We start from the raw sequence: 21,030 nt of genomic DNA, 5'->3' as shown, positions 1-21,030 counted from the left end.
TTTCCTGCTTCAGCCGAATCTGTCGCACAGGCAATGAAATGATTTAAGCGTGATAGAAACGAGTATTGCGGAAAGTGTTCCCGCTTTTCGATCGACAAAATGGTGTTGCATGAACTGCCCTGATTCTGGGCAGAGACAAATGGTTCGACTTTCCAGCGAGCTGAGGAACCCTATGGTTTACTCCTATACCGAGAAGAAACGTATTCGTAAGGATTTTGGTAAACGTCCACAAGTTTTGGACATACCTTATCTCCTTTCTATCCAGCTTGACTCGTTCCAGAAGTTTATCGAGCAAGATCCAGAAGGGCAACACGGCCTAGAAGCCGCATTCCGTTCTGTTTTCCCTATCCAGAGCTACAGTGGCAATTCGGAGCTGCAATACGTTAGCTACCGTCTTGGTGAGCCGGTGTTTGACGTCAAAGAGTGCCAGATTCGTGGTGTGACGTACTCTGCACCGCTGCGCGTAAAACTGCGCCTGGTTATCTACGAGCGTGAAGCACCAGAAGGTACGGTCAAAGACATCAAGGAACAAGAAGTCTATATGGGCGAAATTCCGCTCATGACCGAAAACGGTACCTTTGTGATTAACGGTACTGAGAGGGTTATCGTATCCCAGCTGCACCGTAGCCCGGGTGTGTTCTTCGACAGCGATAAGGGTAAAACCCACTCCTCGGGTAAAGTGCTGTATAACGCACGTATCATCCCTTACCGTGGTTCATGGTTGGATTTCGAGTTTGACCCGAAAGACAACCTGTTCGTGCGTATTGACCGTCGCCGCAAGCTGCCTGCGACCATCATTCTGCGCGCCCTGAGCTACACCACTGAACAGATCCTTGACCTGTTCTTTGCGAAAATTGTTTTCGAGATCCGTGATAACAAGCTGCAGATGGAGCTGGTTCCAGAGCGTCTGCGTGGTGAAACTGCGTCCTTCGATATCGAAGCCAATGGTAAGATCTACATTGAGAAAGGCCGTCGTATCACTGCTCGTCATATCCGTCAGCTCGAAAAAGACGAAATCCAGAGTATTGAAGTACCGGTTGAGTACATCGCAGGCAAAGTGGTCGCGAAGGACTATATCGATACCAATACTGGCGAACTGATCTGTGCAGCCAACATGGAGCTGTCGCTGGATCTGCTGGCCAAGCTGAGCCAGTCTGGCCACAAACGTATCGAAACGCTGTTCACCAACGATCTGGATCACGGGGCGTACATTTCCGAGACCGTACGTGTCGATCCAACCAGCGATCGTCTGAGCGCGCTGGTAGAAATCTACCGCATGATGCGCCCTGGTGAACCACCAACGCGTGAAGCGGCGGAAAGCCTGTTCGAGAACCTGTTCTTCTCTGAAGACCGCTACGATCTGTCTGCGGTTGGCCGAATGAAGTTCAACCGTTCTCTGCTGCGTGACGAGATCGAAGGTTCGGGCATCCTGAGCAAAGACGACATCATTGAAGTGATGAAGAAGCTCATCGATATCCGTAACGGTAAAGGCGAAGTGGACGATATCGACCACTTGGGCAACCGTCGTATCCGTTCCGTGGGTGAAATGGCCGAGAACCAGTTCCGTGTCGGTCTGGTGCGTGTTGAGCGTGCGGTGAAAGAGCGTCTGTCTCTGGGCGATCTGGACACCTTGATGCCTCAGGACATGATCAACGCCAAGCCGATTTCGGCAGCGGTGAAAGAGTTCTTCGGCTCAAGCCAACTGTCTCAGTTTATGGATCAGAACAACCCGTTGTCTGAGATTACGCACAAACGTCGTATCTCTGCATTGGGCCCAGGCGGCTTGACCCGTGAACGTGCGGGCTTTGAAGTTCGAGACGTACACCCGACTCACTACGGTCGCGTGTGCCCAATCGAAACGCCGGAAGGTCCAAACATCGGTCTGATCAACTCCTTGTCCGTGTACGCACAGACCAACGAGTATGGCTTCCTGGAAACCCCGTACCGCCGCGTGCGTGACGGCGTGGTGACCGATGAAATCAACTATCTGTCTGCTATTGAAGAAGGCAACTTCGTTATCGCTCAGGCGAACTCCAACCTTGACGAAGAAGGCCGCTTTGAAGAAGACCTGGTTACCTGTCGTAGCAAAGGTGAATCAAGCCTGTTTAGCCGCGACCAGGTTGACTATATGGACGTATCCACCCAGCAGGTTGTTTCCGTTGGTGCTTCACTGATTCCATTCCTGGAACACGATGACGCCAACCGTGCCTTGATGGGTGCGAACATGCAACGTCAGGCGGTTCCAACTCTGCGTGCTGACAAGCCGCTGGTCGGTACCGGTATGGAACGTGCTGTAGCGGTTGACTCCGGTGTTACTGCCGTAGCCAAGCGTGGTGGTGTGATCCAGTACGTGGATGCCTCCCGTATCGTTATCAAAGTTAACGAAGACGAGATGTACCCGGGCGAAGCAGGTATCGATATTTATAACCTGACCAAGTACACCCGTTCTAACCAGAACACCTGTATCAACCAGATGCCGTGTGTAAATCTGGGCGAGCCAATCGAGCGTGGCGACGTGCTGGCAGATGGTCCGTCTACCGATCTGGGTGAACTGGCACTGGGCCAGAACATGCGCGTCGCGTTCATGCCTTGGAACGGCTACAACTTCGAAGACTCCATTTTGGTCTCCGAGCGTGTGGTACAGGAAGATCGCTTCACCACCATCCACATTCAGGAATTGGCCTGTGTGTCTCGCGACACCAAGCTGGGGCCGGAAGAGATCACCGCCGACATCCCGAACGTGGGTGAAGCTGCGCTCTCCAAGCTGGATGAATCCGGTATCGTGTATATCGGTGCTGAAGTGACCGGTGGCGACATTCTGGTGGGCAAGGTAACGCCGAAAGGTGAGACCCAGCTGACACCAGAAGAGAAGCTGCTGCGTGCGATCTTCGGTGAGAAAGCGTCTGACGTTAAAGACTCTTCTCTGCGTGTACCTAACGGCGTTTCCGGTACGATTATTGACGTGCAGGTCTTCACCCGCGATGGCGTGGAAAAAGACAAGCGTGCGTTGGAAATTGAAGAGATGCAGCTGAAGCAGGCGAAAAAAGACCTGACTGAAGAACTGCAGATCCTGGAAGCTGGCCTGTTTGCACGTATCCATGCGGTGCTGGTCGCCGGTGGCATTGAAGCTGAGAAGCTGAGCAAGCTGCCACGCGATCGCTGGCTGGAACTGGGCCTGACCGACGAAGACAAGCAAAACCAGCTGGAACAGTTGGCAGAGCAGTATGACGAACTGAAATCCGACTTCGAGAAGAAGCTGGAAGCCAAGCGTCGTAAGATCACCCAAGGCGACGATCTGGCACCAGGCGTGCTGAAAATCGTTAAGGTTTATCTGGCGGTTAAGCGTCAGATCCAACCGGGTGACAAGATGGCAGGCCGCCACGGTAACAAGGGTGTTATCTCCAAGATCAACCCGATCGAAGATATGCCTTACGATGAAAACGGCACGCCGGTTGACATCGTACTGAACCCGCTGGGCGTTCCATCGCGTATGAACATCGGTCAGATCCTGGAAACCCACCTGGGTATGGCGGCGAAAGGCATTGGTGAGAAGATCAACCAAATGCTCAAGCAGCATCAGGAAGTGGCCAAGCTGCGTGAGTTCATCCAGAAGGCTTACGATCTCGGCGACGACGTTTGCCAGAAAGTCGATCTGAACACTTTCACCGATGACGAAGTCTTGCGTCTGGCAGAGAACCTGAAAAAGGGTATGCCGATCGCAACACCAGTCTTCGATGGTGCGAAAGAGACAGAAATCAAGCAATTGCTGGAAATGGGCGGTATCCCGACTTCGGGTCAGATTACGCTGTTTGATGGCCGTACCGGCGAGCAGTTTGAGCGCCAGGTCACCGTTGGCTATATGTACATGCTGAAGCTGAACCACTTGGTCGACGATAAAATGCACGCCCGTTCTACCGGTTCTTACAGCTTGGTGACTCAGCAACCGCTGGGTGGTAAGGCGCAATTCGGTGGTCAGCGCTTCGGTGAGATGGAAGTGTGGGCGCTGGAAGCCTACGGCGCCGCTTACACCTTGCAGGAAATGCTTACCGTTAAGTCGGATGACGTCAACGGCCGTACCAAGATGTACAAAAACATCGTGGATGGCGATCACCGTATGGAACCTGGCATGCCGGAATCCTTCAACGTACTGTTGAAAGAAATCCGTTCGCTGGGGATCAACATCGAACTGGAAGGCGACTAATCGCTATTCCGGCTCTGGTTCCCGGCCTTAGGGAACCAGAGGGTGGTTGTTCAGGTCACACGGGCGCGCGATTTGTCAGCGTGCGCCCAACAGGTTTAACTCCGACAGGAGCCAATCCGTGAAAGACTTATTGAAGTTTCTGAAAGCGCAAACTAAGACCGAAGAGTTTGATGCGATCAAGATTGCTCTGGCATCGCCAGACATGATCCGTTCATGGTCGTTCGGCGAAGTGAAGAAGCCGGAAACCATTAACTACCGTACGTTCAAACCAGAACGTGACGGCCTTTTCTGTGCCCGTATCTTTGGGCCGGTAAAAGATTACGAGTGCCTGTGCGGTAAGTACAAGCGCTTGAAGCACCGCGGTGTGATCTGCGAGAAGTGCGGCGTTGAAGTGACCCAGACCAAAGTACGCCGTGAGCGTATGGGCCACATCGAACTGGCTTCCCCAACTGCGCACATCTGGTTCCTGAAATCGCTGCCATCGCGCATCGGTTTGCTGCTGGATATGCCGCTGCGTGACATCGAACGTGTACTGTACTTCGAATCCTATGTGGTCGTTGAAGGCGGTATGACCAACCTCGAGCGTCGTCAGATCCTGACTGAAGAGCAGTATCTGGATGCGCTGGAAGAGTTTGGTGACGAATTCGACGCCAAGATGGGTGCGGAAGCTATTCAGGCCCTGTTGAAAAACATGGATCTGGAAGCCGAGTGCGAGCAGCTGCGTGAAGAGCTGAACGAAACCAACTCCGAAACCAAGCGTAAGAAGCTGACCAAGCGTATCAAGCTGCTGGAAGCGTTCGTTCAGTCTGGCAACAAGCCAGAGTGGATGATCCTGACCGTGCTGCCGGTACTGCCGCCGGATCTGCGTCCATTGGTTCCGCTGGATGGTGGCCGTTTCGCGACTTCCGATCTTAACGATCTGTATCGCCGCGTCATCAACCGTAACAACCGTCTGAAACGCCTGCTGGATCTGGCTGCGCCTGACATCATCGTGCGCAACGAAAAGCGTATGCTGCAAGAAGCGGTAGATGCCCTGCTGGATAACGGCCGTCGCGGTCGTGCGATCACCGGTTCGAACAAGCGTCCTCTGAAATCTTTGGCCGACATGATCAAAGGTAAGCAAGGTCGTTTCCGTCAGAACCTGTTGGGTAAACGCGTTGACTACTCTGGTCGTTCTGTAATCACCGTAGGTCCATACCTGCGTCTGCATCAGTGCGGTCTGCCGAAGAAAATGGCACTGGAGCTGTTCAAACCGTTCATCTACGGCAAGCTGGAACTGCGTGGCCTGGCCACAACGATCAAAGCCGCCAAGAAAATGGTTGAGCGTGAAGAAGCGGTGGTTTGGGATATCCTGGACGAAGTGATCCGCGAACACCCGGTACTGCTGAACCGTGCACCAACCCTGCACCGTTTGGGTATTCAGGCATTTGAACCGGTTCTGATCGAAGGTAAAGCGATCCAACTGCACCCATTGGTTTGTGCGGCATACAACGCCGACTTCGATGGTGACCAGATGGCTGTGCACGTACCGCTGACGCTGGAAGCCCAGCTGGAAGCGCGTGCGTTGATGATGTCTACCAACAACATCCTGTCACCAGCGAACGGCGAGCCAATCATCGTTCCTTCTCAGGACGTGGTATTGGGTCTGTACTATATGACTCGTGACTGTGTTAACGCCAAAGGCGAAGGCATGGTTCTGACGGGTCCTAAAGAAGCTGAACGTGTTTATCGCGCCGGTCTGGCCTCTCTGCACGCACGCGTTAAAGTGCGTATCATAGAAGAGATCAGAAATACCGAAGGCGAATCGGTTCATCAGACCACTATCGTTGATACCACCATTGGTCGTGCCATCCTGTGGATGATCGTACCGAAAGGTCTGCCGTACTCGATCGTTAACCAGCCTCTGGGCAAGAAAGCGATCTCCAAGATGCTGAACACCTGTTACCGCATCCTGGGCCTGAAGCCGACCGTTATCTTTGCTGACCAGATCATGTACACCGGTTTTGCTTACGCTGCCCGTTCAGGTGCTTCCGTAGGCATCGATGACATGGTTATCCCGGCTAAAAAAGCGGAGATCATCGAAGAAGCGGAAACCGAAGTTGCCGAGATCCAGGAGCAGTTCCAGTCTGGTCTGGTTACCGCGGGCGAACGCTACAACAAAGTGATCGATATCTGGGCTGCGGCGAACGAACGTGTTGCTAAAGCGATGATGGAAAACCTGTCGGTTGAAGACGTGGTTAACCGTGACGGCGTGGTGGAACAACAAGTTTCCTTCAACAGCATCTTTATGATGGCCGACTCCGGTGCTCGTGGTTCTGCTGCTCAGATTCGTCAGTTGGCCGGTATGCGTGGCCTGATGGCCAAGCCAGACGGCTCAATCATCGAAACGCCAATCACCGCGAACTTCCGTGAAGGCTTGAACGTACTCCAGTACTTCATCTCCACGCACGGTGCGCGTAAAGGCTTGGCGGATACCGCACTGAAAACGGCAAACTCCGGTTATCTGACCCGTCGTCTGGTTGACGTGGCGCAGGATCTGGTAGTGACCGAAGACGACTGTGGTACTCATAATGGCATCATGATGACTCCGGTTATCGAAGGTGGTGACGTTAAAGAGCCACTGCGTGAGCGCGTTCTGGGTCGTGTGACCGCTGAAGATGTCATCAAGCCGGGTACGGCGGACATCCTGGTGCCACGTAACACCCTGCTGAACGAGAAGACCTGTGACCTGTTGGAAGAAAACTCTGTCGACAGCGTTAAGGTTCGTTCCGTAGTAAGTTGTGAAACCGACTTTGGTGTGTGTGCTAACTGCTATGGTCGCGACCTGGCACGTGGTCACATCATCAACAAAGGCGAAGCCATCGGCGTTATCGCGGCCCAGTCTATCGGTGAACCAGGTACACAGCTGACGATGCGTACGTTCCACATCGGTGGTGCGGCTTCGCGTGCGGCTGCTGAATCCAGCATTCAGGTGAAGAACAAGGGTACGCTGAAGCTGAGCAATGTGAAGTTCGTTATGAACGCCGCAGGCAAGCTGGTGATCACCTCTCGTAACACCGAACTGAAGCTGATCGACGAATTCGGTCGTACCAAAGAAAGCTACAAAGTGCCTTACGGTTCTGTAATGGGCAAAGGTGATGGTGCAGAAGTTAACGGCGGCGAAACCGTGGCTAACTGGGATCCGCACACCATGCCGGTCGTTACCGAGGTGGGCGGTTTCATTCGCTTCGCCGATATGGTTGACGGCCAGACCATTACCCGCCAGACCGACGAACTGACCGGTTTGTCTTCTCTGGTGGTACTGGACAGCGCAGAGCGTACCGGTAGCGGTAAAGACCTGCGCCCGGCACTGAAAATCGTTGATGCCAAAGGCAACGACGTATTGATCCCTGGTACTGATATGCCTGCTCAATACTTCCTGCCAGGTAAAGCGATTGTGCAGCTGGAAGACGGCATTCAGATCGGTGCGGGTGATACCCTGGCGCGTATTCCTCAGGAATCCGGCGGTACCAAGGACATCACCGGTGGTCTGCCACGCGTTGCGGATCTGTTCGAAGCACGTCGTCCGAAAGAGCCGGCAATCCTGGCTGAAATCAGCGGGATTATCTCGTTCGGTAAAGAGACCAAAGGCAAACGTCGCCTGGTGATCTCGCCACTGGACGGCAGCGATGCTTACGAAGAGATGATTCCGAAATGGCGTCAGCTCAACGTGTTCGAAGGTGAAATTGTGGAACGTGGTGACGTTGTTTCCGACGGCCCAGAGTCTCCGCACGACATTCTGCGCTTGCGTGGTGTGCATGCGGTTACCCGCTACATTACCAACGAAGTGCAGGAAGTTTACCGTCTGCAAGGCGTTAAGATTAACGATAAACACATCGAAGTTATCGTTCGTCAGATGCTGCGTAAAGGCACCATCGTCAGCGCAGGTGGCACTGAGTTCCTGGAAGGCGAGCAGGCTGAAGTTTCACGCGTCAAGATTGCTAACCGTAAGCTTGCTGCTGAAGGCAAGATCGAAGCCACCTTCTCGCGCGATCTGCTGGGTATCACCAAGGCTTCCTTGGCGACCGAGTCCTTCATCTCTGCCGCATCGTTCCAGGAAACGACGCGTGTTCTCACCGAAGCGGCAGTTGCCGGTAAGCGTGATGAACTGCGTGGCCTGAAAGAGAACGTGATCGTGGGCCGTCTGATCCCTGCTGGTACCGGTTACGCTTATCACCAGGATCGCATGCGCCGTAAAGCACAGGGCGAAGCGCCAGTGGTTCCTGTAGTGAGCGCGGCAGAAGCGACGGCTAACCTGGCCGAGTTGCTGAACGCAGGTAACCTGGGTGGCAACAACGACGAGTAAGTCGCCTTGACCTGATGTTTGATTAACTGCACGTTCTAAAGCCCTGGCTATCACAGCCGGGGCTTTTTGTTGTACAGTGCCTGTAAAGTTAAAACAACGGAATAGGCATGGATACCTCAACATCAGTGAGTAACAATACCTCTGTGAACGGCGTAGTCACTCCGCAAATCCAGTTAAACAGCCCTTCTAAAAGCCGCGCGCGCCGCGCAGCGTGGGGCAGTTTTGTTGGTGCGGTGGTCGACTGGTACGATTTTTTACTGTACGGAATAGTTGCCGCTCTGGTATTTAACACCGAGTTCTTCCCACAGGTCAGCCCAACAATGGGAACGCTGGCCGCTTTTGGTACCTTTGGCGTCGGTTTCCTGTTCCGCCCGCTAGGTGGGATCGTGTTTGGGCACTTTGGTGACAAGTTGGGCCGCAAACGCATGCTGATGATTACCGTCTGGATGATGGGGATCGCGACAGCGCTGATTGGCCTGTTACCCTCTTTTGCTGCGGTTGGCTGGTGGGCCCCGGTCATGCTGGTAGTGCTCCGCGCTGTTCAGGGGTTTGCCGTCGGCGGCGAATGGGGTGGGGCTGCCCTGTTGGCGGTTGAGAGTGCGCCGAAAAAGAAAAAAGCTTTTTACAGCAGCGGCGTACAAATTGGCTTCGGCGTCGGGCTGTTACTGGCGACCGGCTCGGTTTCCATTGTTAACCAATTTACCACCAATGATGAGTTTGTCAGTTGGGGCTGGCGTTTGCCGTTCTTATTCAGCTTAGTGCTGGTCGCGATTGCCTGGTGGGTGCGTAACGGCATGGATGAATCACTGGAGTTTGAAGCAAACAAAACGCTGCAAGACAGAGCCGACAAAATACGCAAGTTCCCGATTTTAGAGGCATTGCGTCAAAACCCTAAGGCATTCTTACTGATTATCGCCTTGCGATTGGGCGAGTTGCTCACGATGTACATCGTGACGGCCTTTGCGCTGAATTACTCCACCACCCACCTTGGCCTGGCGCGCGACATGTTTCTCAACATTGGCTTACTGGTTGGAGCGGTGAGCTGCGTCTCTATTCCCTGTTTTGCCTATTTGGCCGATCGCTTTGGCCGACGCCGGATCTACGTGACAGGCGCGTTAATTGGTTGCGCCAGCGCAGTACCGTTTTTCATGGCACTAGAGAGCCGTAATACCCTAATGATTATCTTGTTTGCCATCATGCTCGGGAATGTGGCGCACGACATGCTGGTCAGCGTGCAGCAGCCGATGTTTACCGAGCTGTTTGGCACCGCTTACCGTTACAGCGGTGCTGGGGTTGGCTATCAGGTCGCCAGCGTCGTCGGTGGTGGTTTCACGCCTTTTATCGCCGTCTTGTTGGTGGAGTTTATGGATGGTTCTTGGCATTTGGTCGCCGCTTATCTGGCAATAGGTTGCCTGCTGTCGGCCATTGTAGGGGCGAGCATGAAGCCTCAGGCCACGGATTGATAAAATCAGAAACCGGAGGCGCGCGGGGAACATCCGCGCGCTCCGGGGTTTGGTAGGGCAAGGCTCTCAAGAGGGGAAGATAGCCTTGGTTGGCTTCGGGTTTGATAACCAACGCAGTCACTATAACGGTGCCGATTTTCAGCACCAGCCCGGCTTTTTAGCTTTGCGCATTGCCTCCAGCGCTATTGGATCGCCGCTGTAACTGTTGCAGGTTATTGCGCAGCACGCCCCAGATAATCATCCCAATCTTTCCACACCGGCTGTAATCCCGCGGCGCTAATAGCAAGAGCGACCTGCTGCGGTGTCCGGCCATCGTGCGGTTCAAACTGCTCCAGCTCTGCTGGCGTGTCATCGGCGTAACCGCCCGGCTGGGTTTTTGAACCTGCGCTGACGCTGTTGATTGCCAATGGGATCATATGATCGCGGAAGTACGGTGATTCGCGGGTTGATAATGACAGCTCAACGTCAGGGGCAAACAAGCGGAAGGCGCAGATGAGCTGGACCAGTTGCGGCTCACTCATCACCGAAGCGGGTTCAATACCTCCTGCGCAGGGCCGCAAACGGGGGAACGAGATCGAGTAACGGCTCTGCCAGTAGGTTTGCTGCAAATAGAACAGATGTTCCGCCAATATGTAACAGTCGGTGCGCCAACTGCTGGAAAGCCCGATTAACGCGCCAAGGCCGATCTTGTCGATCCCGGCACAGCCCAAGCGATCCGGCGTCGCCAGCCGCCAATGAAAATCCTGTTTATGCCCACGCAGATGATGCCGTTGGTAAGTGGCAGCATGATAGGTTTCCTGATAAACCATCACCCCATCCAGCCCCAGGGTTTTCAATTCGGCGTACTCTTCTTCAGCCAGTGGCTGAACCTCCATCATCAACGAACTGAAATGGCGGCGGATCTGCGGCAGATGTTGGCGGAAATAGGCCATACCCACTTTGTTCTGATGTTCACCGGTCACCAGCAGCAGGTGCTCAAAACCCAACGCCTTGATCGCCGCACATTCCCGTTCGATCTCGTCACTATCCAGCGTTTTACGTTTGATGCGGTTGCTCATAGAGAAACCGCAGTAAGTACAATCGTTGGCGCACAGGTTAGAGAGATATAACGGCACGTAAAAGCTCACCACGTTACCGAAACGCTGACGGGTTAGTTGCTGTGCGCGCTGCGCCAGCGGTTCCAGATAAGGCGCAGCAGCGGGGGAAATCAGCGCCATAAAGTCATCGCGCGTCAGCTTCTGTGCATTAAGTGCCTGTTCGACATCGCGCGCGGTTTTGCTGTTGATACGCAGTTGGATGTCATCCCAATCCAGCTGTTGCCAGCGGCTACTGAAATCATCACTCATCAGCGTATCTCCTCTGATTGGCTGAGAAATGCGGTCAGCGGGCTGGATGCAACGGCAATCCGCTGGCGATGGCCCAATCCGGCGCGGCGTGCCAACTCACCGGCTTCCAGCGCCAGCCGGAATGCCTGTGCCATTTGCACCGGATCCTGAGCCACGGCGATGGCGGTATTGACCAGCACCGCATCGGCACCTAATTCCATGGCTTCCAGCGCCTGGCTTGGGGCGCCGATACCGGCATCGACTACCACCGGCACTTTGGCTTGTTCGATGATGATCTCAAGGAAATCACGGGTCAGCAGGCCACGATTAGAACCAATTGGCGCACCGAGCGGCATTACCGCCGCACATCCGGCCTCTTCCAGCCGCTTGCATAGCACCGGATCGGCACCGCAGTAGGGCAACACGACGAAGCCTTCTTTAACCAGAATTTCTGCGGCTTTTAAGGTTTCGATCGGATCTGGCAGCAGGTATTTTACATCCGGGTGGATTTCCAGTTTTACCCAGTGAGTACCGAGCGCTTCGCGTGCCAATCTGGCGGCAAACACCGCTTCGGCGGCGGTTTTAGCGCCGGAGGTATTCGGCAGCAGCTTGACACCTAACTGTTGCAGCGGCGCCAGAATGGCATCGTTACCGCCGCGCAAGTCGACGCGTTTCATTGCCATGGTGACCAACTGGGAACCGGAGGCTTGCAACGCTGCCAGCATTAAGGCCGGGGTGGCGAACTTGCCAGTGCCGGTAAACAGGCGTGAAGTAAACGTGGTATCGGCGATTTGCAGCATATCAGCCTCCGGCAATCGCTTGAAAAAGCAGGATATCATCACCGTCCTGCACCTGGCGGCTTGCCCAGTCGGCGCGTGGAATGATGGTTTGATTAATCGCCAGTGCAGTGCCCGGCTGGTGGCGATCCAGTTGTTCGAGCAGGGCGGTGACGCTTAAGGCTTGCGCCAACTCCAACGGCTGGTCATTCAGCGTGATCTTCATGCGGCACCTCGGCAAACTGGGCAATTGCTGGCTTGGCTGAGTTGCAAGGTGCTCCAGCTCTGCTGTTTGCCGTCGAACAAACGCAGCTTGCCGCTGAGGGGGGAAGCCATTCCGGCCAGCATTTTGATCGCCTCCAGCGCCTGGAGCGTGCCGATCACCCCCACCACCGGGCCAAGCACGCCTGCCGTCCGGCAGTTACGCTGCGGTTCGGCTTGCTCAGGGTAGAGACAGGCATAGCAACCTTGGGCATACGGTGGTTCGATCACCAGCAACTGGCCGCTGAAGCCCACCGCGCTGCCGCTGATCAAGGGCTTGTTCGCCGCCACACAGGCACTGTTTACCGCGTGGCGAGTTGCCATATTGTCACTGCAATCCAGTACCAGGTTGGCGGTTAAGACTGCTTCAGTGAGCAGTTTTTCTTGCAAGCGAAGGTCTATGGCGATGGCTCTCAGTTGTGGGTTTAATGCCTGCAAATGATACTTAGCCAAGTTAGCTTTATTCTGTGATATATCAGATGTTCGGTATAAGATTTGCCGCTGTAGATTGGAGATATGCAACTGGTCATCATCCGCTAGCAACAGTGTGCCAACGCCAGCGGCGGCCAGATACAGTGCCGCCGGGGAGCCTAAACCCCCTAGACCGACTATCAGCACCGTGGATTGCTTCAGCTTTTCCTGGCCTTCAGGGCCGAATTCTTCCAGCAGCAACTGGCGGCTGTAACGCAGAAATTCCTGATCGTTGAGCATCGCATTACTCCTTGCCTTCAACCAGCTTCAGCAGTTGCGCCGTGGCTGTGCGCCAATCCGTTGCCTGAGTGATGGCGCTGACCACCGCCACGCTGCCCACGCCGCACTCAAGTACGGCGGGCACGCGATCGAAGCTGATCCCGCCGATCGCCACCGTCGGGTAATCTTGTAATCCAGTGACGTGGCGCTTCAGCTCCACCAACCCTTGCGGTGCGGAAGGCATCTCTTTGGTTTGGGTGGGGAAGATATGCCCCAGCGCAATGTAGGAAGGTTTTACCGCGATGGCCCGGGCGATCTCGGCGTCGTCATGGGTTGATACCCCCAGGCGCAATCCGGCCCGATGAATGGCAGCCAGATCGGCAGTCTCCAGATCTTCCTGCCCGAGATGAACGCCATAGGCACCGTGTTTAATCGCCAAGCGCCAGTAGTCGTTGATAAACAACCGTGCACGGTATTGCTTGCCAAGCGCAATAGCGGCGGCAACGTCGGTTTCAACCTGTTCGTCCGGCAGATCTTTGATGCGCAACTGAATGGTGGTTACGCCTGCATCCAGCAGGCGGGCAATCCATTCAACGTTGTCGACCACCGGGTACAGCCCCAGTTTGTGCGGGGTGGCAGGAAAGGGCGTGGTGATGTCAGTCATTGTTCACCTCTTCCTGTAGGTTAGATGCGCTGTGGTACAGCTCGCTGCCGCGTGAGCGGAATTCGGCGGACATTTTCTCCATGCCGGAAAGCTGAACTTCGACCGGTTTGGCGGCCTCAAGCACTGCGGCGTAATCGCGTACCTCCTGCGAGATTTTCATCGAGCAGAACTTCGGCCCGCACATGGAACAGAAGTGGGCGATTTTGCCGGACTCCTGCGGCAAGGTTTCGTCGTGATAAGCGCGGGCCGTGGCCGGATCCAGCGCCAGATTGAACTGATCTTCCCAGCGGAATTCGAAGCGCGCCTTGGACATGGCGTTATCACGGATCTGCGCCCCCGGATGGCCTTTTGCCAGATCGGCGGCGTGGGCCGCAATCTTGTAGGTGATCAGCCCTTGCTTCACATCTTCTTTATTCGGCAGGCCAAGGTGCTCTTTCGGCGTGACGTAGCACAGCATCGCGCAGCCGAACCAGCCGATCATCGCGGCACCGATCCCCGAGGTGAAATGGTCGTAGCCCGGCGCAATGTCGGTGGTCAATGGGCCAAGGGTATAGAACGGTGCTTCGTGGCAATGTTCCAACTCTTCGGTCATGTTGCGGCGGATCATCTGCATTGGTACGTGGCCTGGGCCTTCGATCATCACCTGTACATCATATTCCCAGGCGATTTTGGTCAGTTCACCCAGCGTGTGCAGTTCGGCAAATTGCGCTTCGTCGTTGGCATCCTGAATTGAACCTGGACGCAGACCATCGCCGAGCGACAGGGCGACGTCGTAGGCGGCGCAGATTTCGCAGATTTCGCGGAAGTGCTGATAGAGGAAGTTTTCCTGATGGTGTGACAGACACCATTTCGCCATGATCGACCCCCCGCGTGACACGATACCGGTCAGGCGTTTGGCGGTCATCGGCACATAGCGCAGCAACACACCCGCGTGGATGGTGAAGTAGTCCACGCCCTGTTCTGCCTGCTCCAGCAGGGTATCGCGGAACATTTCCCAGGTCAGGTTTTCCGCCACGCCGTTCACTTTTTCCAGTGCCTGATAGATCGGCACCGTGCCAATCGGCACCGGGCTGTTACGCAGGATCCATTCACGGGTTTCGTGGATGTAGCGGCCGGTGGAGAGATCCATCACGGTATCCGCGCCCCAGCGGGTGGACCACACTAGCTTTTCGACTTCTTCTTCGATCGACGAAGTGACCGCCGAATTGCCAATATTGGCATTCACTTTCACCAGGAAATTACGGCCAATGATCATCGGCTCGGATTCCGGGTGGTTGATGTTGGCAGGGATGATGGCGCGGCCAGCGGCCACTTCCTGGCGCACAAATTCCGGCGTGATGTTTTCCGGCAGATTGGCGCCCCAGTTCTGACCTGGGTGCTGCTGGCGTAACACCTCGCCACGAATGCGTTCACGGCCCATGTTCTCGCGGATGGCGATGAACTCCATCTCTGGCGTAACGATACCGGCGCGAGCATAGTGCAACTGGGTGACACATTTGCCGGACAGGGCTTTGCGTGGCAACGGTAAGTGTTCGAAACGCAGGTGATCCAGCCCTTCGTCCGCCAGGCGCTGTTGGGTAAAGCCGGAACTGACGCCGTTCAAAGTTGCGGTATCAGCCCGTTCCTCAATCCAGCCTGCCCGCAGTTTTTCCAGGCCACGATGGACATCCAGCGTGGCGTGCGGATCGCCGTAAGGGCCAGCGGTGTCATACACCGGGATCGCCTCATTCGGTTCATACTGCGGGTTATCTTTGTTGCCGCCGGTAAGCGTCGGGCTAAGCTGGATTTCACGCATTGGAACACGGATGTCGCTGCGTGAACCTTGCAGATAGATACGCTGTGAATTGGGGAAAGTCACGCCCTGTAAGGCATCGATAAATTGCTGCGCTTCGTCGCGCTGTTGTTTGCGGGCACGGGGTTTTTTCATAGTAGACATAGCAAATTCCTATCAGTGGGTGATGTTTGGAAAATTGCTTGTCTGGAGCTCGGAGGGAGTAATGATGCTGGCCAAGAAAGCAGCGAGATCCTGGATCGGAAAAGCTGTGTTCGGCGATAGATTACTCTTGTTCCCTTCGCGGGTCTTAACCCGATCAGGTTCCGCGGATCCCGAATTAACGGTCTCAGCCTGGCTAATTTGATAAATAAATCAGCGCTAGGCACTCCGACAAGAAGCGTCCAGTATAGGAGGGTGAATAAAAACTACAAGCCTACCTGTGATCTTTCATGCTGTGGTGTTGTGGGTAGTGCGGGGTGACTCAGCCCGTCCGTGGGCCAGAATATATTGGTGGGATTAGGCGCGGTTTTCCAGCGTATCGGAGTTTGAAGCCCCTGGTTGCGCCTGTTGCCAAGTTTCCGCAGCCAGTTGAATCAACTGATCCTCCAGGGCAAAGCGTGATGCCAGCGCCTCGCCAATATCCGACAGTGCCTGATGAAACTCCAGACAAACGTCCTGATCGATATCCACTTCGGTATAGCGATCGTGGAACGCCATAATGGTTTCGGTATTGGCCTGTAACTTCGGGTAGAACTTGGTGGTCAGCGCCATTTTGGGGCTGGCTGAGCCTTCCACCTGCTTGATAATTTTGCCATAGATGTGAAAATGCCCGTCAGAGAGATAATCCACCAGATTCTGGCAAAAGTTCTCCAGCGCTTTTTCATTCAGCGGCGTATGCTTTTCTTTGTTCGGTTTGATGCCTACCAAGGTGCAATAGGCGACCAGTAATTGCTTACGCGCTTGTAGCCATTGATCAACTAATTCATTACTGCCACCAACGCGTTGAGTCAGGCTTTCTAACTGATTGAGCATGTTTGACTCCGTGAGTAATAGAAAGAAACAGTAAGTTATTAAAATGTAACAAGGAACAACTCCTAGATTGCCAGTGAAGCAGAGGTTGTGCAACAACATATGGAACTTGCATTAACGGGTAACGAAAATGGCTGGTGGATCGTCAGCCATGAAAGCAAAATTTGGCTGCCGAACGGTGAGTTGCCGTTGGGTTCAGCGGCGTCATATTCACTGTTGGGCCTACAGGCTCGCCAGATTGGTGAATGGGAAGGAGTACCGGTATGGCTGGTATGCCAGCCGATGCCAAAAGAGATGGGATCGGTACGGCAATTGCTCGATCTCGATCGCGGTCTGTTCCAGCTTGCCGGGCGCGGCGTGCAGCTTGCCGACTTTTATCGTTCACATAAGTTTTGTGGCTATTGCGGCCATGAAATGGTGCTCAGCCGCACCGAAAGCGCCTGCTTGTGTAATCACTGTCGTGAACGCTATTACCCGCAAATTGCGCCGTGCGTGATCGTCGCCATCCGCCGTAATGATGAGATCCTGCTGGCACAGCACGTGCGCCACCGTGGCGGCATCCATACCGTGCTGGCCGGGTTTGTGGAGGTGGGGGAAACGCTGGAGCAGGCCGTGGCACGTGAGGTGATGGAAGAAAGCAACATTGCCATCACCAACCTGCGTTATGTGACATCTCAACCCTGGCCGTTCCCCCATTCGCTGATGATGGCCTTTATGGCGGATTATCAGAGCGGTGAACTGCGTCACGATCCAAAAGAGTTGCTCAACGCTGGCTGGTATCGCTATGACCAATTGCCGTTGCTACCGCCACCGGGCACCGTGGCGCGCCGGTTGATCGAGGATACCGTGGCGTTGTGTCGGGCAGAATAGAATCATGTACAATGGCGCCAGATGATGACGGGAGCCTGATAAATGAATGAGTTGAAGAACGATCGTTACCTGCGTGCCTTGCTGCGCCAACCGGTAGATGTGACCCCTGTGTGGATGATGCGTCAGGCCGGTCGTTATTTGCCGGAGTACAAGGCCACTCGCGCTCAGGCCGGTGATTTTATGTCGCTGTGCAAAAATGCGGAGCTGGCCTGCGAAGTCACTTTACAGCCGCTGCGCCGTTATGCGCTGGACGCCGCCATTCTGTTCTCCGACATTCTCACCATTCCCGATGCCATGGGCCTGGGGCTCTATTTCGAAGCCGGTGAAGGGCCACGTTTTTCATCCCCGATTACCTGCCGTGCCGACGTAGACAAGCTGCCAGCGTTTGATCCAGAAGATGAACTGGGTTACGTCATGAATGCGGTGCGCACCATTCGTCGTGAGCTAAAAGGCGCTGTACCGCTGATCGGTTTCTCCGGCAGCCCCTGGACGTTGGCGACCTACATGGTGGAAGGTGGCAGCAGCAAGGCGTTTACCAAGCTCAAGAAGATGATGTACGCCGAGCCGCAAACGCTGCATCTGCTGCTGGATAAGTTGGCAGACAGCGTCATTCTGTATCTCAATGCCCAAATCAAAGCCGGTGCGCAATCGGTGATGGTGTTTGATACCTGGGGTGGCGTGCTGACTGGCCGCGACTATCTGGAGTTCTCACTGCATTACATGCATAAAATCGTTGATGGCCTGCTGCGTGAAAACGACGGCCGCCGCGTGCCGGTAACCTTGTTCACCAAAGGCGGCGGTCAGTGGTTGGAAGCGATGGCCGCGACCGGTTGTGATGCGCTGGGCCTGGATTGGACCACGGATATCGCCGACGCGCGCCGCCGTGTGGGTCACCAGGTTGCGCTACAGGGCAATATGGATCCTTCCCTGCTGTATGCCGCACCGGAACGTATCGCGCAGGAAGTGGAAACCATTCTGGCTGGTTTCGGCCACGGCGAAGGGCACGTTTTCAACCTGGGGCATGGCATCCACCAGGATGTGCCGCCAGAGCATGCTGGAGCCTTTGTCGAAGCCGTGCATGCGCTTTCGGCTAAATACCATCGCTGAGCCCGTAAGGAGACGCTGTGATTGATACTCAGGCCCTGCGCATGGAGCAGTTACAGCGTGCGGGGGAGGTTATTCGCCACGATGATTTTCTGCAAAACCCGCCAGCTTTTATTGCCGGTGCCGATGTCGGTTTCGAGCAAGAAGGCGCGGTAACGCGCGCTGCCATTGCGATTCTGCGCTATCCTTCTTTGGAACTGGTGGAATACCGGGTGGCGCGTATCAATACCACTATGCCCTATATCCCCGGATTTCTTTCGTTCCGTGAGTATCCGGCGCTGTTTGCCGCGTGGGAGCAACTGCAACAGAAACCCGATCTGATCTTCGTCGATGGGCATGGTATTTCGCACCCGCGGCGTTTGGGCGTGGCCAGCCACTTTGGCTTGCTGGTCAATGTGCCGACGATCGGCGTGGCCAAAAAGCGCTTGTGCGGCACCTTTGCCCCGCTCAATGCGGCGGCTGGTGCGTTGGCACCGTTGGAAGATAAGGGCGAGCAGCTTGGCTGGGTATGGCGCAGCAAGGCGCGTTGTAATCCGTTGTTTATCGCCACCGGTCATCGTGTGAGCACCGCTAGCGCACTGGCCTGGGTACAGCGTTGCATGGCTGGCTACCGTTTGCCGGAGCCCACGCGTTGGGCCGATGCCATCGCTTCGCGCCGTCCGGCCTTTGTACGCTGGCTACAGCAGCATCCAGAGATGTCGACCTGCGCGATTTCGGGTACACTGCGCGGCAGATAACGAGTAAGAGAGTAGACAATGCTACGTAACCCGATTCATTTACGCTTGGAAAAGCTCGAAAGCTGGCAACATTTGACCTTTATGGCGAGTTTGTGCGAGCGTATGTACCCGAATTACCAGATGTTCTGCCTGCAAACCGGGTTCGGCGATCCAGCGATTTATCGCCGTATTCTGGATCTGGTGTGGGAGACGTTGGTGGTAAAAGACGCCAAGGTCAACTTTGACAGCCAACTGGAAAAGCTGGAAGAGGCGATTCCATCGGCAGAAGATTACGATCTTTACGGCGTTTACCCAGCGATCGACGCCTGCATCGCATTAGGCGAACTGATCCATTCGCGCCTTAGCGGAGAGACCCTGGAGCACGCCATCGCCATCAGCGAAACCTCAATTCGCACTGTGGCGATGCTGGAAATGACCCAGGCTGGTAAAGAAATGACCGACGAAGAGCTGAAAATTCTGCCTGCCGTTGAGGAAGAATGGGACATCCAATGGGAGATTTTCCGCCTGTTGGCCGCCAGCGAAGAGCGCGATTTGGATCTGATCAAAGGGTTACGATCTGACCTGCGTGAGGCGGCGGTAAGTAATATCGGGATAAATTTAACGCAATAAGGCAAGAAAACGTGATTTAACGCCTGATTTGTCATGCCTTAAGGCTTCACATCCGCACCCTGTCTGGTCTACATTTGGGGGGCGAAAAAAAAGTGGCTATCGGTGCGTGTATGCAGGAGAGTGCTGTCAATCGGCATATCCGTCGCACTCGATGCTTTGCAAACGATAAACACACTGTAAGGATAACTTATGAACAAGACTCAACTGATTGATGTAATCGCGGACAAGGCTGACCTTTCCAAAGCACAAGCTAAACTGGCTCTGGAGTCTACCTTGGCTGCTATTACTGAGTCTCTGAAAGAAGGTGATGCAGTACAATTGGTTGGTTTCGGTACTTTCAAAGTAAACCATCGTAACGAGCGCACTGGCCGCAACCCACAGACTGGTAAAGAAATCAAAATCGCAGCTGCAAATGTGCCTGCGTTCGTTTCTGGCAAAGCACTGAAAGACGCAGTCAAATAAGACGCGTGTTGGTGAAAAGATTAAACAGAGGGGCGATGGCGCCCCTTTTGTTTGCCCGCCGGATACTCATGGTGGCTGCAGTTATCGGCGGCTTAAGTGCCTGCAGTTTGCGTTCTACGCCACCTTCCTTTACCGCCAGCGGTTTTGTTGCCGATCAGGGAGTCATCCGCCTGTGGCGCAAAGACGACAGCCAGCAGCGCCCCATGGTGCTGATGAGCGTCTATAGTCCCTATCGTGGGCCGGGAACGATAACCACTCTGTATGAATACCAGAATGGCGTGCTGCGCCAGATTAGGCGTACCGATGCCGACGGCGATAAGGACTCGATTCAGTTGCGTTTTACCAACGATGGTACGGTCAGCTTTATGCAGCGCCAATTGGCGACGCGGCGCGAAAAACTGTCCAGCGACGATATCGCGCTCTACCAATATCAGGCTCGCCGCATCCTGGAAGTGAGTGATGCCCTCAATGCTGGCCGGGTAAGGCTGTTGCAGGGGCGTTGGCAGCAGGGGAATGTGCAGTCGTGTCGTGGCGAAGTGCTGAAACCCGACTTTGGCAAGCAGGCTGAGGCCTGGATTGCGCAGCGTGCAGCCAACAGCAGCCAACCGGTGAGCGTTGCCTGGCTGGATGGGCCGGACGGGCGTGAATTGCTGCTGGTGGCGAACGACGATTTCTGTCGTTGGGAACCGACGGAAGATTCGCTCTAGAAGAGCTAATAAA

At 54.8% G+C, this 21,030-nt stretch carries 16 protein-coding genes and 1 riboswitch; of the genes, 9 read left to right on the top strand and 7 right to left on the bottom strand.

The window, feature by feature from the left end; all coding sequences use genetic code 11:
- Positions 1-172: 172 nt before the first annotated feature.
- The 3 genes from rpoB to shiA all read left to right on the top strand — a co-directional run bounded on the left by rpoB (position 173) and on the right by shiA (position 10,009).
- Positions 173-4,201 (top strand): DNA-directed RNA polymerase subunit beta, encoded by a 4,029-nt coding sequence (gene rpoB, locus ACX9GT_RS23645; RefSeq protein WP_473188983.1) that lies wholly within the window; start codon positions 173-175, stop codon positions 4,199-4,201.
- Positions 4,202-4,319: 118 nt separating this feature from the next.
- Entirely contained in the window at positions 4,320-8,546 is a 4,227-nt protein-coding gene (gene rpoC / locus ACX9GT_RS23640) for a DNA-directed RNA polymerase subunit beta' (protein WP_473188982.1), read from the top strand.
- Positions 8,547-8,653: 107 nt separating this feature from the next.
- Entirely contained in the window at positions 8,654-10,009 is a 1,356-nt protein-coding gene (gene shiA / locus ACX9GT_RS23635; protein WP_473188981.1) for a shikimate transporter, read from the top strand.
- 212 nt (positions 10,010-10,221) lie between these two features.
- Here the strand turns inward: shiA and thiH are convergent, their stop codons facing one another.
- From thiH to rsd, 7 genes are all read right to left on the bottom strand, one after another.
- Positions 10,222-11,355 carry a 2-iminoacetate synthase ThiH gene (thiH, locus tag ACX9GT_RS23630; RefSeq protein ID WP_473188980.1) on the bottom strand — a complete coding sequence of 378 codons (1,134 nt, stop codon included), beginning with the start codon at positions 11,353-11,355 and terminating at the stop codon, positions 10,222-10,224.
- Positions 11,355-12,134: a thiazole synthase gene (locus ACX9GT_RS23625; protein WP_473188979.1), complete on the bottom strand. Its 780-nt coding sequence runs from the start codon at positions 12,132-12,134 to the stop codon at positions 11,355-11,357. Before ACX9GT_RS23625 ends, thiH begins: the two co-directional genes overlap by 1 nt.
- A gap of 1 nt (position 12,135) precedes the next feature.
- Complete coding sequence (thiS, locus tag ACX9GT_RS23620; protein ID WP_459400317.1) at positions 12,136-12,336, bottom strand: sulfur carrier protein ThiS; 201 nt, start codon at positions 12,334-12,336, stop codon at positions 12,136-12,138.
- A complete protein-coding gene (locus ACX9GT_RS23615) occupies positions 12,333-13,082 on the bottom strand; it encodes a HesA/MoeB/ThiF family protein (RefSeq protein WP_473188978.1) in 750 nt (249 codons plus the stop codon). The genes thiS and ACX9GT_RS23615 overlap by 4 nt, the downstream gene beginning before the upstream one ends.
- A gap of 4 nt (positions 13,083-13,086) precedes the next feature.
- Complete coding sequence (gene thiE / locus ACX9GT_RS23610) at positions 13,087-13,725, bottom strand: thiamine phosphate synthase (RefSeq protein WP_473188977.1); 639 nt, start codon at positions 13,723-13,725, stop codon at positions 13,087-13,089.
- On the bottom strand, positions 13,718-15,661 hold the full coding sequence (thiC, locus tag ACX9GT_RS23605) for a phosphomethylpyrimidine synthase ThiC (protein ID WP_473188976.1): 1,944 nt from the start codon (positions 15,659-15,661) through the stop codon (positions 13,718-13,720). The genes thiE and thiC overlap by 8 nt, the downstream gene beginning before the upstream one ends.
- Before the next feature lie 114 nt (positions 15,662-15,775).
- A riboswitch (TPP riboswitch) is annotated at positions 15,776-15,899 on the bottom strand.
- A 116-nt stretch (positions 15,900-16,015) separates the two neighbouring features.
- Positions 16,016-16,531 (bottom strand): sigma D regulator, encoded by a 516-nt coding sequence (gene rsd / locus ACX9GT_RS23600; RefSeq protein ID WP_473188975.1) that lies wholly within the window; start codon positions 16,529-16,531, stop codon positions 16,016-16,018.
- Between the two features lie 99 nt (positions 16,532-16,630).
- Between rsd and nudC the strand changes: the two genes are divergently transcribed.
- The 6 genes from nudC to ACX9GT_RS23570 all read left to right on the top strand — a co-directional run bounded on the left by nudC (position 16,631) and on the right by ACX9GT_RS23570 (position 21,017).
- Positions 16,631-17,398, top strand: coding sequence for an NAD(+) diphosphatase (gene nudC / locus ACX9GT_RS23595; protein ID WP_473188974.1), 768 nt, complete (start codon positions 16,631-16,633; stop codon positions 17,396-17,398).
- A 42-nt stretch (positions 17,399-17,440) separates the two neighbouring features.
- The gene (hemE, locus tag ACX9GT_RS23590; RefSeq protein WP_473188973.1) at positions 17,441-18,505 is read left to right on the top strand and encodes a uroporphyrinogen decarboxylase; all 1,065 of its coding nucleotides are present in this window, start codon (positions 17,441-17,443) and stop codon (positions 18,503-18,505) included.
- A 20-nt stretch (positions 18,506-18,525) separates the two neighbouring features.
- Positions 18,526-19,239, top strand: coding sequence for a deoxyribonuclease V (gene nfi, locus ACX9GT_RS23585; protein WP_473191677.1), 714 nt, complete (start codon positions 18,526-18,528; stop codon positions 19,237-19,239).
- Between the two features lie 18 nt (positions 19,240-19,257).
- Positions 19,258-19,848, top strand: a complete 591-nt coding sequence (locus tag ACX9GT_RS23580) for a YjaG family protein (protein ID WP_473188972.1) — start codon at positions 19,258-19,260, stop codon at positions 19,846-19,848.
- Between the two features lie 189 nt (positions 19,849-20,037).
- The gene (gene hupA / locus ACX9GT_RS23575) at positions 20,038-20,310 is read left to right on the top strand and encodes a nucleoid-associated protein HU-alpha (RefSeq protein ID WP_012004757.1); all 273 of its coding nucleotides are present in this window, start codon (positions 20,038-20,040) and stop codon (positions 20,308-20,310) included.
- Positions 20,311-20,345: 35 nt separating this feature from the next.
- Entirely contained in the window at positions 20,346-21,017 is a 672-nt protein-coding gene (locus tag ACX9GT_RS23570; protein WP_473188971.1) for a DUF1481 domain-containing protein, read from the top strand.
- The last annotated feature ends 13 nt before the right edge of the window (positions 21,018-21,030 follow it).

It is taken from the genome of Serratia sp. YWN4, from assembly GCF_055790845.1.
The sequence above is the reverse complement of the archived record's forward strand: the minus strand, read 5'-3'. Positions and strand labels throughout refer to the sequence as shown.